16 protein-coding genes are annotated in these 16,095 nt (G+C 67.7%); 12 read left to right on the top strand and 4 right to left on the bottom strand.

The annotated features are described in order from the left end of the window. The 10 genes from dapD (at position 1) to LE190_RS04050 (ending at position 10,758) form a co-directional block, all read left to right on the top strand. Complete coding sequence (gene dapD, locus LE190_RS04095) at positions 1–825, top strand: 2,3,4,5-tetrahydropyridine-2,6-dicarboxylate N-succinyltransferase (protein ID WP_225237502.1); 825 nt, start codon at positions 1–3, stop codon at positions 823–825. 244 nt (positions 826–1,069) lie between these two features. Continuing rightward, positions 1,070–1,447, top strand: a complete 378-nt coding sequence (gene pyp / locus LE190_RS04090; protein ID WP_225237501.1) for a photoactive yellow protein — start codon at positions 1,070–1,072, stop codon at positions 1,445–1,447. A gap of 4 nt (positions 1,448–1,451) precedes the next feature. Further along, a complete protein-coding gene (locus LE190_RS04085; protein WP_225237500.1) occupies positions 1,452–2,684 on the top strand; it encodes an AMP-binding enzyme in 1,233 nt (410 codons plus the stop codon). Then, on the top strand, positions 2,681–3,607 hold the full coding sequence (locus LE190_RS04080; protein WP_225237499.1) for a MerR family transcriptional regulator: 927 nt from the start codon (positions 2,681–2,683) through the stop codon (positions 3,605–3,607). The genes LE190_RS04085 and LE190_RS04080 overlap by 4 nt, the downstream gene beginning before the upstream one ends. 54 nt (positions 3,608–3,661) lie before the next feature. Then, the gene (locus LE190_RS04075; protein ID WP_225237498.1) at positions 3,662–4,807 is read left to right on the top strand and encodes a PilT/PilU family type 4a pilus ATPase; all 1,146 of its coding nucleotides are present in this window, start codon (positions 3,662–3,664) and stop codon (positions 4,805–4,807) included. A gap of 146 nt (positions 4,808–4,953) precedes the next feature. Further along, positions 4,954–6,048, top strand: a complete 1,095-nt coding sequence (locus LE190_RS04070) for a hypothetical protein (RefSeq protein ID WP_225237497.1) — start codon at positions 4,954–4,956, stop codon at positions 6,046–6,048. Between the two features lie 222 nt (positions 6,049–6,270). Then, on the top strand, positions 6,271–6,645 hold the full coding sequence (locus LE190_RS04065) for an ArsC family reductase (RefSeq protein WP_225237496.1): 375 nt from the start codon (positions 6,271–6,273) through the stop codon (positions 6,643–6,645). Beyond that, positions 6,642–7,781, top strand: coding sequence for a succinyl-diaminopimelate desuccinylase (dapE, locus tag LE190_RS04060; RefSeq protein ID WP_225237495.1), 1,140 nt, complete (start codon positions 6,642–6,644; stop codon positions 7,779–7,781). The genes LE190_RS04065 and dapE overlap by 4 nt, the downstream gene beginning before the upstream one ends. A gap of 33 nt (positions 7,782–7,814) precedes the next feature. Then, on the top strand, positions 7,815–8,705 hold the full coding sequence (gene prmB, locus LE190_RS04055; RefSeq protein ID WP_225237494.1) for a 50S ribosomal protein L3 N(5)-glutamine methyltransferase: 891 nt from the start codon (positions 7,815–7,817) through the stop codon (positions 8,703–8,705). A gap of 73 nt (positions 8,706–8,778) precedes the next feature. Next, positions 8,779–10,758: an ATP-binding cassette domain-containing protein gene (locus tag LE190_RS04050; protein ID WP_225237493.1), complete on the top strand. Its 1,980-nt coding sequence runs from the start codon at positions 8,779–8,781 to the stop codon at positions 10,756–10,758. A gap of 22 nt (positions 10,759–10,780) precedes the next feature. Here LE190_RS04050 and LE190_RS04045 read toward each other — a convergent pair whose 3' ends face one another. The 3 genes from LE190_RS04045 to LE190_RS04035 all read right to left on the bottom strand — a co-directional run bounded on the left by LE190_RS04045 (position 10,781) and on the right by LE190_RS04035 (position 12,543). Continuing rightward, positions 10,781–11,278, bottom strand: a complete 498-nt coding sequence (locus LE190_RS04045) for a chemotaxis protein CheW (RefSeq protein WP_225237492.1) — start codon at positions 11,276–11,278, stop codon at positions 10,781–10,783. 68 nt (positions 11,279–11,346) lie between these two features. Further along, the gene (locus LE190_RS04040; RefSeq protein WP_225237491.1) at positions 11,347–11,799 is read right to left on the bottom strand and encodes a hypothetical protein; all 453 of its coding nucleotides are present in this window, start codon (positions 11,797–11,799) and stop codon (positions 11,347–11,349) included. A 102-nt stretch (positions 11,800–11,901) separates the two neighbouring features. Further along, complete coding sequence (locus LE190_RS04035) at positions 11,902–12,543, bottom strand: NUDIX hydrolase (protein ID WP_225237490.1); 642 nt, start codon at positions 12,541–12,543, stop codon at positions 11,902–11,904. 147 nt (positions 12,544–12,690) lie between these two features. Between LE190_RS04035 and LE190_RS04030 the strand changes: the two genes are divergently transcribed. After that, entirely contained in the window at positions 12,691–13,500 is an 810-nt protein-coding gene (locus tag LE190_RS04030) for a DUF817 domain-containing protein (protein ID WP_224942996.1), read from the top strand. A gap of 24 nt (positions 13,501–13,524) precedes the next feature. After that, positions 13,525–14,025 carry a nuclear transport factor 2 family protein gene (locus LE190_RS04025; RefSeq protein ID WP_225237489.1) on the top strand — a complete coding sequence of 167 codons (501 nt, stop codon included), beginning with the start codon at positions 13,525–13,527 and terminating at the stop codon, positions 14,023–14,025. 27 nt (positions 14,026–14,052) lie between these two features. On the opposite strand, the gene LE190_RS04020 is transcribed toward LE190_RS04025, so the two are convergent. After that, positions 14,053–15,900 (bottom strand): flagellar assembly protein A, encoded by a 1,848-nt coding sequence (locus tag LE190_RS04020; protein WP_225237488.1) that lies wholly within the window; start codon positions 15,898–15,900, stop codon positions 14,053–14,055. Positions 15,901–16,095: the final 195 nt, after the last annotated feature.

Below are 16,095 nucleotides of genomic sequence, written 5' to 3'. Positions count from 1 at the left end.
ATGAGCCAACAACTCCAGAACATCATCGACACCGCGTGGGAACAGCGCGCGGAAATCAGCCCGGCCAGCGCCAGCGCGGAAGTGCGCGACGCGGTTGCCCACGTGCTCGCCGGCCTCGACAACGGCAGCCTGCGCGTGGCCCAGAAGGACAGCGGCAGCTGGGTCGTGAACCAGTGGATCAAGAAGGCCGTGCTGCTGTCCTTCCGTCTCGAGAACAACGTGCCGGTCGGCGCCGGCGACATCCAGTTCTACGACAAGGTCCCGACCAAGTTCGCCGACTATACGCCGGAAGATTTCGCCAAGGGCGGCTTTCGCGTGGTGCCGCCGGCGGTTGCCCGCCGCGGCAGCTTCATCGGCAGGAACGTGGTTCTGATGCCGTCCTATGTCAACATCGGGGCCTATGTCGACGAAGGCGCGATGGTCGATACCTGGGCCACCGTCGGCTCCTGCGCCCAGATCGGCAAGAACGTGCACCTGTCGGGCGGTGTCGGCATCGGCGGCGTGCTGGAACCGATGCAGGCGAATCCGACCATCATCGAGGACAACTGCTTCATCGGCGCACGCTCGGAAATCGTGGAAGGCGTGATCGTCGAGGAGAACTCGGTGATCTCGATGGGCGTGTACATCGGCCAGTCGACCAAGATCTACGACCGCGCCACCGGCGAGATCAGCTATGGCCGCGTACCCAGCGGCTCGGTCGTGGTCTCGGGCAGCTTGCCCTCAAGCGATGGCAAGTACAGCCTGTACTGCGCCGTGATCGTCAAGCGCGTGGACGCCCAGACCCGCGCCAAGACCGGCATCAACGAGCTGCTGCGCGGCGAGTGACCCGCGCGGGCGCCACGTGCGCCCGGCCTGTCCCGGGCGGGGGCCAGCGCGGCTCCCGCCGTCCTGCTTTCCCGGCCCGCGGCCTGCTGCCGCGCCGCGCCCTCCTTGTCCCGCTTTCGTCCTGGACAAACGCCTCAACCGCATGCCATATCCCTTGTTTTATTTCCATTGTGCAATGTATATTTCGCTTTGTCCTGGACAAACCCCGACAAACGACCATTCACCAAAGGGCAGCATGAGTAACTTGAACATCATCGCATTCGGCAAAGACGACATCGAGAACAAGCTGACGAACATGTCGGCGACGCAGATCGACCAACTCGCCTTTGGCGCCATCCAGCTCGACGCCCAGGGTACCATCCTGCGCTACAACGAGGCGGAAGCCCAGATCACCGGACGCCAGGCCAGCGCCGTCATCGGCAGCAATTTCTTCCGTGACGTGGCGCCGTGCACGAACACCTCGCGCTTCAAGGGCGTGTTCGATGCCGGCGTGCGCACCGGAACCCTCAACACCATGTTCGAATACGTGTTCGACTACAAGATGACGCCGACCAAGGTGAAGATCCACATGAAGAAGGCGATCAGCGACGGGACCTACTGGATCTTCGTCAAGCGCCTGTAAACCGATGTCGATGCCCCGGCCGCACCCTGCCCCCTGGTGGACCCAGCGTCCCGCGCTGCTGCGCTACATCGCCGACCTGGTGGCCGGCGAACTGGCGGCCCTGCGCCACGATCCATCCATCGAGCCCGGCGCCTGGACCGGCAGCCTGTCGCTGCAGCAGGACCTGGGCCTCGATTCGCTCGAACTGCTGCACGTGGCCGGCGTGCTGGCCACGGCGCTGGGCATGCAGCACAGCGGGGTCGAGGACTACCTGCTGGCGCGCCGCAGCCTGGGCGAGTGGGCCGACCTGGCCGCCACCGCCCTGGCCCACTGGGACCAGGAAATCGTGTTCGGCACCTCGGGCAGCAGCGGCCAGCCAAAGCGCTGCGTCCACGAACTGGCGTGCCTGGAGCAGGAGGCGGCGGCACTGGCCTCCCTGTTCCCGGGACGGCGCCGCCTGCTGGTGGCCGTGCCCAGCCACCATATCTACGGCTTCCTGTTTTCCCATCTGCTGCCGCGCCACCTGGGCCTGGGACCGGACGACGTGCTGAGCGTGCGCGCACGCCTGCCCGGCCAGCTGGCCCGCTACACCCAGCCTGGCGACCTGGTGATCGGCCACCCGCTGTTCTGGGAGGCGGTCAGCACCGCGCGCGCGCCGTTCGCCCCGGACGTGTTCGGGGTCAGCTCGACGGCGCCCTGCCCCGATCCGGTGGCCGCGGCGGCCGAGGAGGCCGGGCTGGCCGCCCTGTTCCAGGTCTATGGCAGCTCCGAGACGGGCGGCCTGGGCTGGCGCCGTACGGCGCGCGAAGACTACCGCCTGTTCCCTTACCTGGCGCGCGGCGCCGGCGAGCGCGGCCTGCTGCGCGCCGTGCCGGGCGGCGCCACCATCAGCCTGCAGGCCCAGGACGCGCTGGACTGGCGCGGCGCGCGCAGCTTTGCCGTGGGCGCGCGCTGCGACGGCGCGCTGCAGGTCGGCGGCGTCAACGTCTTTCCGGAGCGGGTGCGCGAGGTGCTGCGCGCCCATCCCGGCGTGGCCGACGCCGCGGTGCGCCTCATGCGTCCGGACGAAGGCCTGCGCCTGAAGGCCTTCATCGTGCCGCACGCCGGCCATGGCGAAGCGCGCGAGGACTTCGTGCGCGAACTGCGCGCCTGGGTCGATGCGCGCCTGGCGGTGGCCGAGCGGCCCAAGGCCTTCACTTTCGGCAGCGCACTGCCGCGCACCGCCATGGGCAAGGCCGCCGACTGGAGCATCGCATGACGCAGCCAGGCGCGCCCGCCACGCTGGGCATCGACGCGGTGGAGCGCGAGACCCGGCTGTCGAAGGACGTGCTGCGCGCCTGGGAAAAGCGCTACGGTTTTCCGCTGCCGGTGCGCGACGCGCTGGGCCAGCGCGCCTATCCGCTCGAGCAGGTCGAGCGCCTGCGCCTGATGAAGCGCCTGCTGGAGCAGGGCCTGCGTCCCGGGCGCCTGGCCGGCTTGCAGCATGCGCAACTGACGCAGCTCGTCCGGCAGGCGCCGCGCGCCGCGGCGATGTGCGCCGATACGCAAGCGCAGGCCCTGGTCGAGACGCTGCTGGCGGGCGTCGGGCGCGACCCGGCCGCGCTGCGCGACGCCCTGCGCCAGCAGCTGGCGCGCCTGGGCGTGGAGCGCTTCGTGGAACAGGTGGCGGCCCCGCTCACCACGGCCGTGGGTGCGCGCTGGGCGGAAGGCGGCCTCGACATCTTCGAGGAACACCTGTACACCGAGACCATGGCCGGCATCCTGCGCCACGCGCGCGCGGCCCTGCCCGAGGCCGCCGGTGCGCCCCGCATCCTCCTCACCAGCCTGCCGGGCGAAGCGCACGGCCTGGGCCTGGGCATGATCGAGATCCTGCTGGCGCTGGACGGCGCCAGCTGCATCGCCCTCGGTACCGGAACGCCGCCCGCCAGCATCGTGCGCGCGGTAGAACGCCAGGGCGCCGACATCGTCGCCCTGTCCTTTTCGGCCGCCTACCCGAAGCGCCAGGTGGGCGCGGCCGTGCTGGGCCTGCGCCGGCTGCTGCCGGACCGGGTGCAACTGTGGGCGGGCGGGGCCGGCGTGGCGGCGCTGGGCGCCATCGAAGGCGTGCGCCTGCTGCCCACGCTCGCCAGCGGGCGGGCCGCCCTGGCCGCGTGGCGCGCTGGTGGCGGCCAGCCCGGGTAGATCTTCCTGCGGTAGAATGAATCGAATACATTACCGCAACGCAAGAGGCCCGACATGATGATGGAACGCCTGTTCCAGTTGATGAAAGAGAAGAACGCTTCGGACATGTTCTTCGCGGCGAATTCGCCTGTGCACATCAAGATCAATGGAAGCCTGATTCCAATCAACCAGAACCGGCTGGAACCGGAAAACATCCGCGTCCTGCTATCGGAAGTCGTCTCGCCGGAGCAGATGGTTGAACTCGAGCGCGACAACGAGCTGAACATGGGCGTATCGATGCCCAACCTGGGGCGCTTCCGCCTGTCGGCCTTCCGCCAGCGCGGCTCGATCTCGGCCGTGTTCCGCTTCGTGCCGGCGAACATCCCGCCGATTGGCGAATTGGGGCTGCCGCCGGTGCTCTCCGAACTGATCATGGAAAAGCGCGGCCTGCTGCTGGTGGTGGGCGCCACCGGTTCCGGCAAGTCGACCACGATCGCTTCGATGCTGGACCACCGCAATGCCCAGCGCAGCGGCCACATCCTGACGCTGGAAGACCCGATCGAATACCTGTTCAAGAACAAGAAGTCGATCGTCAACCAGCGCGAGATCGGCAGCGACGCCACCAGTTTCGCCACCGCCCTGCGCAATTCGATGCGCCAGGCGCCCGACTGCATCCTGATCGGCGAGATCAGGGACAAGGAAGCGATGGCGGCGGCGCTCGCGTATGCCCAGTCCGGCCACCTGGTGCTGGCGACCCTGCACGCCAACAACAGCTACAACGCGCTGAACCGCATCATCAGCTTCTACCCGATCGAGAACCGCGCTGCCCTGCTGCAGGATCTTTCGTCCGCGGTGAAGGCGATCGTGTCGCAGCGCCTGGTCAAGTCCGCCGCCGGCGGCCAGCGCCAGGCGGCGGTCGAGGTGATGCTCAACACGCGCTACATCGCCGACCTGATCGAAAAGGGCGAGATCGGCCAGATCAAGGAGGCGATGGACAAGAGCCTGTCGCCGGGCTCGCAGTCCTTCGAGACGGCGCTACTGCAGCTGGTCAAGGATGGCCTGGTGACCCAGGATGAGGCGCTGGCGAATGCCGATTCGGCGACCAACCTGCTGTGGATGCTCAACAATGGGCCGGATAGTGCGCAGCCGCCCGCCCAAGCGCCGCAGGCGGGTAGCGATGCCGCGGCCACTTCATTTACCGAGTTCACGCTCAACCACTGAACGGCCGTCCTGCAAAGCGGCGCATGGCTAGACAGTTGCTCATAGTAATGTTTCCACAAGCAAGTAATTATTTGCGAATTAACAATTTTCAATAAATAAATAGCAATAGCATTGATGCGTCACTCACCACTCATGAGGAGCGCTTCATGCACCCTGTTTATCGATTCTCGTTCACCCTGCTTGGCCTCTTCGCGGGCGTCGTCCACTGTGCCCAGGCCGGGCCGCAGTATGTCATGTCCTCGCTCGGGGCCGACGACTTCGTCATTCCCATGGCCATCAACAATCGCGGCCAGGTGGTCGGCACCATGGGCCCGCTGTTGGGACACCGGCAGTTCTTCCTGTCGGAAGGGGGCGTGGCAAGGACGCTCGACGATGTGCGAGCCGGGACAAACCGGATCGACATCAATGATTCCGGCGTCATGCTCTACAACCAGGCCCTGCACCACACCGACGGGTCCACGACCGGGATTCCCATGACGGGATTTGCCCTGAACAATTATGACGAGGTGGCTGGCGAAACCCACAACGTGGCTCGGCTCAGCATGGCCGCAGTCTATCGCCCGAATGGATTGCTGAGCATGGCGGGCATCGGGGGCCGCTGGAATTCGGGCTACGACATCAACGACGACGGCGTCATGGTGGGCTCCGCCCATGGCATCAACCTGAAGACAGATCCGCCCGGGTTTCCCGCCTTTCGGGCGGCACGCTACGCGAATGGCCAGGCCCAGATCCTGGAATCCTACGGACACGGCTACGGCTTCGCCAACGCGGTGAACAACGCCGGCTATGCCGTCGGCGTAACGGGTGGCCATGCCGCGCTATGGAGGCCTGACGGAACCCTGATCGACCTGGGCGCCATCCTCGAACAACGCTACGGTCCCGAGCAGTACAGCATTGCCTACGGGATCAACAGTTTCGGTGAAGTGGTCGGGTCCTTCGGCGACTCCCAGGGCTTCCTGTACAGCAATGGCGTCATGTATGACCTGGAACCGCTGGTCCTGAACGACGACGGACTTTACTACATGGCCTACGGTATCAACGACCATCACCAGATCATCGCGGCTTCCGCCGTCGGCGATGGGGTCATCCTGAACCTGGCCGGCCCGGCTGTGGCGCAGCCGGTGCCGGAGCCGGCCGGCCACTTCGTATTTGCGACAGGCCTGGCCGCTCTCTGCTGCCTGGGGCGCAGGAAGCCCCGCTGCGCCCAGACCGGCAAGCTGGCGCCGGTGGCACCCGGCTGACACCCCGCACACGCCAGTACGAGCTGCGCCACCCGCCGGTCCTTCCACATACCGGCGCTTCCCTTCCCCCGTTGGACACAGTCGCGGCCCGCGCCCGTGGCGCAAACCCCGCGGCCCTCAAGGGCGGGGCCGCCATGTTATTCTCTCGCCTGCACCGGGCTCCGCTCGGTGCCCACGCCCTGCGGGCTCCCGCCGATCGAACAAACCCCAGCATCCGACTTGATGAATACGATTACCCTGTACGGCATTCCCAACTGCGACACCGTCAAGAAAGCCCGCACCTGGCTGAGCGAGCACGGCCACGATTTCCACTTCCACGACTTCAAGAAGCAGGGCTTGAGCCGCGAGCTGGCGGCCGGCTGGCTCGAACAGCTCGACTGGGAAACCCTGCTCAACCGCAAGGGCACCACCTGGCGCAACTTGCCGGACGAGCGCAAGGCGCAGGTCAAGGACAAGGCCAGCGCCCTCGACCTGATGCTGGAAAGCCCGTCCGTCATCAAGCGTCCGGTACTGGCTGGCGCGGGCCCGGTCTCGGTCGGCTTTTCGCCCGATGCCTACGCCGCCAGGTTCGCGGCCCGGTCGGGTGAAGCGGCATGAAAGCCTCGCGCACCCTGCTGCTCACCGAAGAGCTGATCGCCCTCGATTCGGTCACCCCGCACGACAGGGGCTGCCAGCAGCGCCTGATCGAGTTGCTGGCGCCGCTGGGCTTCGCCTGCGAGAGCATCGAATCGAACGGCGTCACCAACCTGTGGGCGCGCAAGGGCACGACCTCGCCGGTGTTCGTGTTCGCCGGCCACACCGACGTCGTGCCTTCCGGGCCGGAACACCAGTGGGCATCAAACCCGTTCACGCCGACCCGGCGCGACGGCAAGCTGTACGGCCGCGGCGCCTCCGACATGAAGGCCTCGATCGCGGCCATGGTGGTGGCCTGCGAGGAGTTCATCGCGGCGCATGCCGACCATAAAGGCTCGATCGCCTTCCTGATCACCAGCGACGAGGAAGGCCCGGCGGTGGACGGCACGGCCGTCGTCTGCGAGCGGCTGGAAGAACGCGGCGAAACCCTCGACTACTGCCTGGTGGGCGAGCCCACGTCGAGCCATGTGCTGGGCGACACGATCAAGAACGGCCGCCGCGGCTCGCTCTCGGGCCACCTGGTGATCAAGGGCATCCAGGGTCACATCGCCTATCCGCACCTGGCGCGCAACCCGATCCACCAGGCCGCGCCGGCGCTGGCCGAGCTCGCCGCCGAGGTCTGGGACGAAGGCAACGAATACTATGCGCCCACCAGCTGGCAGGTCTCGAACATCCAGGGGGGGACCGGCGCCAACAACGTGATCCCGGGCCAGCTGGCGCTCGACTTCAACTTCCGCTTCTCCACCGCCAGCACCGCCGACGGCCTGGAAGCGCGCGTGCACGCCATCCTCGACCGCCATGGGCTCGACTACGAGCTGGAATGGACCTTGTCCGGGCAGCCCTTCCTGACACCGAAAGGCACGCTGTCCGATGCCGTGTGCAGCGCGATCTTCGACGAACTGGGCGTGCCGACCGAACTGTCGACCAGCGGCGGGACCTCGGACGGCCGCTTCATCGCCCGCATCTGCCCGCAGGTGATAGAATTCGGGCCTCCGAACGCCAGCATCCACAAGATCGACGAACACATCGAGCTGCGCTACATCGACCCCCTCAAGAACATCTACCGCCGCACGCTGGAACAGCTGCTGGCGCCGCAGTAACGGTAGAACCAGAACAACCCTCGGGAGAAGGCCATGACCAACACCACTTTCAGCACGCCGCGCGACCTGCTGCGCTATGCGATCACCCGCTTCAACGGCGCGAAACTGTTCTTCGGCCACGGCAGCGCCGAAGCCTTCGACGAAGCGGCCTACCTGGTCCTGCACACCCTGAAGCTCCCCCTCGACCGGCTCGACCCCTTCCTCGACGCGCGCCTGCTGCCGGAAGAAGTGATCCAGGTGATGGAAGTGATCGAGCGCCGCGTCGGCGAGCGCGTGCCGGCCGCCTACATCACCAGGGAGGCCTGGCTGGGCGAATACCGCTTCTACGTGGACGAACGGGTGCTGGTGCCGCGCTCCTTCATCGCCGAGCTGATTCCGCAGACCTTCAGCCCCTGGGTGCAGGATCCGGAAGCCGTCGGGAACGTGCTGGAACTGTGCACGGGCAGCGGCTGCCTGGCGATCATGATGGCCGACGCCTTCCCGAATGCCGTGATCGACGCGGTGGACATCTCGAAGGATGCGCTGGCCGTGGCCGAGCACAACATCCGTGAATACAAGCTCGAAGGCCGGGTCAACCCGATCGAGTCCGACCTGTACGAGCACGTGCCCTTCAAGAAGTACGACCTGATCGTCACCAACCCGCCCTACGTGAACAGCGTCTCGATGGGCAAGCTGCCGCCGGAATACCTGCGCGAGCCGCAGATCGCGCTGGCTGGCGGCGAGGATGGCATGGACCTGGTGCGCAAGATCGTCGAAGGCGCGGCCGAGCGCCTGAGCCCGGAAGGTATCCTGGTGGTCGAGATCGGCAACGAGATCGAGTATGCCGAAGCGGCATTCGGCCACCTGGGGCTCACCTGGCTGAGCACCAGCGCGGGTGACGATGCCGTGTTCCTGCTGACCGCCGAACAGCTGCGGGCCCAGTAAGCCAGTTTGCTTCAACGATTTTCGTAGGGTGGGCGGGACACCCGCCCGCCCTACATGACACCATAAGTTTGCAATGATCCGCTTCCAGAACGTCAGCCTGATGCGCGGCACCAAGCCGCTGCTAGAAAGCGCCGACCTGACTCTCAACCCGGGCGACAAGATCGGCCTGATTGGCGCCAACGGCGCCGGCAAATCGAGCCTGTTCGCCATGCTGCGCGGCGAGCTGCATCCCGACCAGGGCGCCATCGACTTCCCTGCCAAGTGGCGCATGGCCTACGTGGCCCAGGAGACCCCGGCCCTCGAGCGCCCGGCGCTGGACTACGCGATCGACGGCGACGTCAACCTGCGCCGCCTGCAGGCCGAACTGGCCGAGCTGGAAGCCCACCCGGACGTGGCCGACCACGGCATGCGCCTCGGTGAACTGCACAGCGCGCTGGCGGACGCCGACGCCTACACCGTGCAGTCGCGCGCCGAACAGCTGCTGATCGGCCTGGGCTTCTCGCTCGAGCAGATGCACAGGCCGGTGGCAAGCTTCTCGGGCGGCTGGCGCATGCGCCTGAACCTGGCGCAGGCCCTGATGTGCCCTTCCGACCTGCTGCTGCTGGACGAGCCGACCAACCACCTGGACCTGGACGCGATCATCTGGCTCGAAGACTGGCTGAAGCGCTACCCGGGCACCCTGATCATCATCTCGCACGACCGCGACTTCCTGGACGAAATCGTCAACGTCATCGTGCACATCGACCAGCGCGGCCTGACGCGCTACTCGGGCAACTATTCCAGCTTCGAGCGCCAGCGCGCCGCCGGCCTGGTGCTGGCGGCGGCCGCCTACGAGAAGCAGCAGCGCACCCGCGCCCACCTGCAATCCTTCGTCGACCGCTTCAAGGCCAAGGCCACCAAGGCGCGCCAGGCCCAGAGCCGCATGAAGGCGCTGGCCAAGATGGAAGAACTGGCGCCGCTGCGCGCCGCCGCCGAGTTTTCCTTCGAGTTCCGCGAACCGCTGTCCGCGCCGAATCCGCTGCTGGTGCTGGAAGACGTCGACGCCGGCTACCCCGTGCTGGACGCGCACGGCGACAAGGTCGGCGGCAAGCCGATCGTCAGGCGCGTCAACTTCTCGCTGCAGATCGGCCAGCGCATCGGCCTGCTGGGCGTGAACGGGGCCGGCAAATCGACGCTCATCAAGACCATCGCCGGCGAACTGATGCCCCTGGAGGGCAAGGCGACCCTGGGCAAGGGCCTGTCGATCGGCTACTTCGCCCAGCACCAGGTCGAGATGCTGCGCCACGACGAGTCGCCCTTGTGGCACCTGGCGAAGATCGCGCCGACCGTGCGCGAGCAGGAACTGCGCAACTTCCTCGGCAGCTTCAACTTCCCGGGCGATATGGTGACGAGCAAGATCGCACCGTTCTCGGGCGGCGAAAAGGCGCGCCTGGCCCTGGCCCTGATCGTGTGGCAGCGGCCAAACCTGCTGCTGCTGGACGAGCCGACCAACCACCTCGACCTCGAGACCCGCGAGGCCCTGACCATGGCGCTGGCCCAGTTCGAAGGCACCCTGGTCCTGGTCTCGCACGACCGCCACCTGCTGCGCGCCACCACCGACCAGTTCATCATCGTCGCCGATGGCAAGCTGCAGCCTTTCGATGGCGACCTCGACGACTACAAGGAATGGCTGTTCCAGACCAAGCTCGGCAAGGGCACCGACACCCTGCCCGCACCCGCCCCGGCCAGGGACGGCAAGCTGGATGCGCCGCCGGCGGCCGCGGTCGACCGCAAGGAGCAGAAGAAGCTGGAAGCGGAAGCGCGCCAGCGCCTGGCCGCGTTGAGGAAACCCATCGAGAACCGCATCAAGCGCCTGGAGGAGCAGATGGCCAAGCTGAACGCGAAGAAGACCGACATCGATGCCCAGCTGCTCGACCCCGCCATCTACGAGGCCGGGAACAAGGAAAAGCTCAAGACCCTGGTGGCCGACCAGGCGTTTGCTTCGCGCGACCTGGAGCAGCTCGAATCCGAGTGGCTGGAACTGCAGGAGCAGCTCGAAGGGCTGGCCGCCTGAGGCGGGCCCTGGCGCCCCAGGCTCAGGCCACCTGGCGTGGCGCGGCCGGCGCCACCGACATCAGGCGCTCGATGTCGATCAGGACCATGCGGCGCGCGCCGAGCATGCCCAGGCCGATCAGGTAGTCGGCTTCGGGCCCCGCCCCCGCTCCCACCTCCCTTCCGGCTGCCGCTGCCGCTGCCGGCATCGGCTGCACCTGCCGCGGGCCGAGCCGCACCACGCCCGTCACGCGCTCCACCACCACCCCGACCAGGCCCGCGGCGACCCGTACGATGATCACCTCGGTCTCGGGAGCGGGCAGTGCCGGGCCGGGGGCGAAGGCCGCGCGCAGGTCCACCACCGGCATGATCACGCCGCGCGCGAGGGCCACGCCACCGATCAGCGCGCCGTCGCTGGAAAAACGCTCGAGCATATGGTACGGCCGTAGCTCCTGCACGGCGGCATAGTCGAGCCCGTAGTCGAGCCCGCCCAGGGTGAAACCAAGGAACTGCTGGGGTCTTGCGGCGAGGTGGTTCGGCATGGCGCTTCCTTTCATCGGGCCCACCTATGCTACGGACCATGCCGCTGGGAATTGTTGACTGTAGTCAGTTATTGTATTTGCTTGGGCGCAGCATCGCTCACGGCCGCGCCCAGCGCCTGCTTCAGTTTCCGGTTCTGCAGCAGCCCGTGCACCAGGCCGGCCGCGATTGCCAGCGTGAACAAGGCCGTGATGGCGATAGCGATCCTGGGCCCGCCCAGCGCCAGCCCGGCGCCGACGCACAAGGGACCGAACAGCAGGATGTCGCCGAGCGAGAACAGGCTGGCGGCCCAGCCCGGCCGCCTGAGCAGGACCTCGCTGGACGCCAGGTCACGGCAGCCCAGCACCGAGTTCCAGTCGCCGCGCTTGCCGAAGGCGACCGCGAAGCGGGAACCCGGGCGCGGAATCACACCGCTGTGGAGATTGACGCCGTAGACGGGACGGCCGGCGCAGCGGAAGCTGAAGTCGCCGCGGGCTGGCTGGACGTCGAACACCTCATCGAATTGCACTTGCTCGATATGCATGGAATTCCTCAACATGACTCGAAGCAAGTGTAGGACGGCTGCGCCAGCCGATGTTCCCATTTATTGGAAGCCAGACTTCGGTCCGACCGAAGCATGCGCCAGCTAGACCGGCAGGCGCAGCAGGGCCGCCACCAGCGGTGCATCGTGCGGGCTGGCCAGCAGGCCGGCCAGGGCGGCGCGCGGCACCAGCGACACCGCCTGGCTCTCCCAGCCCATGTCCGACGGGCAGCCGCCCACGCGCCGCGCCAGGTAGTAGCGCGCGTGGCTGAGGCTGCGGGTACTGTCGGCCAGGAAGCCGGTCAGCTCCACCTGCAGGCCGCTCTCCTCCCACGCCTCGCGCAGCGCGGTAGCGCGCAGCGAAACGCCCGGGTCGACCGTGCCTTTCGGGAAGGTAGCGGCATAGCCGCCGTAGGCGTTCGAGGGATGCACCACCCATACCCGCCCGTCCGGCTCGACGATCACGGCGCCGGCCGCCGCGTGCCTGCCCTCGGGCACCGTGAAGCGCGGTTCGGCGAAAGCGGCGCCGCACGCAGCCAGCGCGCTCCAGCCGGCGCTGTCGGCGGGCGCCGCGCGCCAGGGCGCGAACGGAATGCCGTTCAGGGCGGGCGGAAGCGCCCCGCCCGGTACCACCGTGGCGAGGCTCCCGGCCTCGAGCCAGCTGGCGGGCGCGCTCGGCGCGTGCGGCGCATGCAGGCGGACCGGCTGGCCGTCTTCGTTCTTCTTCAGGTGCAGGTTGGAGTCCATGCCGCCATTCTACGGCAGCGTGCCAGCATTGCTTCGCCCCGTCTTCTGTGCCAACATCGCCGAACCTGCTCCCTCGCGCAAATAACAATGAACAAGACGCCTGGCTCCGCTCCCATTACCCTTGCCCTCGACAACGTGCTGCTCGACATGCGGCCGCGCCAGCTCGGCGGCTGGCGCCGGGGTGGCGTGGAATTCCTGTATTTCGGCTTCAAGAACGCGCGCGCCTGCCTGTTCGTGGGCCTGTTCTTCGCCGCCATCATGCTGACCCCGCGCGCCGGCCTGGCCGGTATTCCGCGCTACGACCTGCTGTTGCTGGTGGCGCTGGCGATCCAGTTGTGGATGGTGAGATCCGGCCTCGAAACGGTGGACGAACTGAAGGCGATCTGCCTGTTCCACGCGATCGGCTTCGCGCTCGAGGCCTTCAAGGTGTCCGGCGCGATCCAGTCCTGGGCCTACCCCGACTTCGCGTATACCAAGGTGCTGGACGTGCCGCTGTTCTCCGGCTTCATGTACGCGGCGATCGGCAGCTACATCGTGCAGGCCTGGCGCCTGTTCGACCTGCGCATCCGCCACCATCCGCCGCACTGGATGGCGTGGACGATCGCGATCCTGATCTACCTGAACTTCTTCACCCACCACTACATCGGCGACTACCGCTGGTACCTGGCCGCCTGCGCGCTCGGGCTGTACTCGCGCACCACCGTGGTGTACCGGCCGCTCGACCGCGACCGCCGGATGCCGCTGCTGCTGGCCTTCGTGCTGATCGGCTTTTTCATCTGGCTGGCCGAGAACATCGGCACCTTCTGGGGTGTCTGGCGCTACCCGAACCAGCTCGGGGCCTGGTCGGTGGTCCACGTGAGCAAGTGGAGCTCGTGGTCGCTGCTGGTCATCATGACCTTCACGATCGTGGCCAACCTCAAGCACATCAAAGAAAAGATCCACGTCGCCCGCGCCTAGCCCGGGCCGAAAGGAGGAATCGCCATGGGCTCCCCCCTGCTCACCTGCCGCGCAGCCCTGCTCGGGATGGCCATCCTGGCCGGCGCGCCGGCCGGCGCCGAACAGCCGCCGCGAAGCCCGGCCGCCCAGGATGCGCGCGCCGCCGTCGCCGCCCTGGAGCGCCAGCGCGCCGCGGCCTTCCAGCGGCGCGACATCGCCGCCCTGCGCAGCCTGATGGACCGCCAGTACTATCACGTGGAAAGCCGCGGCCGCGCGCGCAGCAAGACCGAGCTGCTCACCGCGCTCGAGCACGACGGCCTGCGCGTGCGCAACTACGAAATCGAGTCCAGCGAGATCCAGCTGCTGGGCGACGGCGGCACCGCCCTGGTCACCGGCACCTTCCGCACGTTAATGGAAGGCCCGCCGCCAAAACCCTTCCGCGGGCGCTTCGCGCGCCTGTGGGTGCGCCAGCCGGATGGCTGGAAGAACACCTTCCACCAGGCCACCGAGATCCGCCCGGCGCAGGACAGCTGCGAATGCAACTGACCCGCCGGCGCTGGCTGGCGCGCGCGTTCAGGAAGCGTGCACCATCCCCGTGCTCCAGCTGAAGCTGCCGCCGGCGCCGGCGAACAGCAGCTCGGCGCCGCTGGCGTCGCGCAGCCGCGCCTTGATCTCGCGCGGCGCCAGGCTGAAGATGGCGCTGCGCTCGGCCGCCGCGGTGTCCGGCTCCACGTTCAGGGCACGTACCGTGAGTTCGCCCCCGACCTGCACGATGGCGACGCTGACCGCGCCGCTGTGCTCCAGGCGCTGCTGGTCCAGCCGCGCCAGCAGCGCCATGCCGGACCCCTGCTCGGCCTCGATGTCCTTCACTTCCTGGGTCAGCGCGGCCATCTGCTTGAGCGCCGGGGCCACCGAGGCCGCCAGCTTCTGGAAGGCCGGCTGCTGTTCCCGGGTCAGCACCAGCTCGCCCTTGCGCACCCGGGCCGCCAGCCTGACATAGCTGCTCACTTCCTCGCGCGCGGTGAGTTCGGCCATTACCGCGCGACGCTGCGCCGCCAGCCGTCCGAACTCGCCCACGCGCTCGCGGATCATGGCGATCGCCTCGTCGATGCGGCCGCAGTCGGGACGCAGCACGAATACCCGCATCTCGCTGTGCCCGCGCGGCGCGGCGCGTTCGATGGCGATCCGGCGCGCGGCGATGGCGCAGCCCTCGGCCTGGCCGATCTCGACCACGTCGGCCATGATGTCGCAGTTGACCGCTTCCACGATCCTGACGGTGGCGCCGGTGATGGTGCAGTTCTCGGCGCGCTGCAGCCGCACTTCGCCGTTCGCACTCTGGATGGTGGCGGCCGAGGCCACGCCCACCACCTGCACCGGGCCATTGGCATTGCGCGCGCTGCCGCCGACCAGGTTGCGGTTCAGGCACACCACGCCGCCGCGCGAGAGCACGTTGCCGAACACGTCGGCATGCACGGTGATGCTGTCGCCTTCGACGATGCGGTTTTCCTGCACCTCGCCGAATTCCTCGTAGTCGCCTTCCAGCTGCAGGTTGCCGGTGGTACGCGCGCTGACCCCGTCGCGGCTGACGATCTTGTCGCCCACCGACAGGCGGCTGCCTTCCACACTCAGGAAGCCGTCCTGCTGCGCCACCACGAATTCGCCGTCCGGCACCCGCTCCACGGCCGTGCCGGCGCCGCTCCAGTCGGCCAGTTCGAGGTCGGATGGCGGCGGCGGCACCAGCGCGATGCCGGACAGGTCGAAGCCCGGCGCGCCCTGCACCCGCGGCAGCTTCTGCAGCAGGCGCTTGCCGGCCTGGATCTGGGGGAAGCGGTTCTGGAAACTCATCAGGTCAAGCTTGCCGTTGGCAAGCTGGCGCGGCGCATCGCTGCGGTGCAGCTCGGCGGACACCTCGACCACCCGCGCATCCTGCCCGGGCGAAGGCGGGAGCCGGCGCGCCACCACGATGCGCCCGAGGCTGCCGTCCGCGATCGCGGCGCGCACCGCATCGACATCGATGCCGAAGCGGACTCCCTTCATCCACATGTCGGCGATGAACTCGTCGATATCGAGCCGGGCCGGCTGCTCGATGCCGGCGGCATCCGGCAGGAACAGCTGCTCGAAATAGTACTCGGCCTCGCCGTCGGCGATGCGGGCGGCGCGGTACAGCGAGCGCCGCACGGGAGAAAACGGCCGCATGGCGTCCGCCAGGCGCAGCACCGGCTCGCCACGCGCATTGCGCGGCAGCGCCGGACCGTGCCCGTACAGGGCCTTGATCAGAACCGGGTAGTCCAGGCCGGAGAAATACTGGTTCCTCAGGAAGACGCTGTCGACCGCGGCCAGCAGGGTCGGGCCGAGGGCCGCGACATCGCACCAGACGCCGTCGTCATAGCAGGCGATGCAGGCCTCGGGCCCGCCGGCCACAGGAGAAGTTGGGGACGCACCCGAATGCGTTGCGGGCGCAGCTGGGGCACTCGATGGAACGGATTCGGACAAGGCTCACTCCCGGCTTGGTCAGTGCGCCCTACGATAGCATGTTGTGCAACATAAATAAACATATTGCAACAAAATCGATGTCAAAAACACACATGCCGGCCCAGGAGGAAGCGGCGCCAGAAA

This window comes from Massilia hydrophila (assembly GCF_020208145.1).
Classification (GTDB): domain Bacteria; phylum Pseudomonadota; class Gammaproteobacteria; order Burkholderiales; family Burkholderiaceae_D; genus Telluria; species Telluria hydrophila.
Note: the sequence above shows the minus strand (reverse complement) of the source record. Positions and strands in the feature narration are given on the sequence as shown.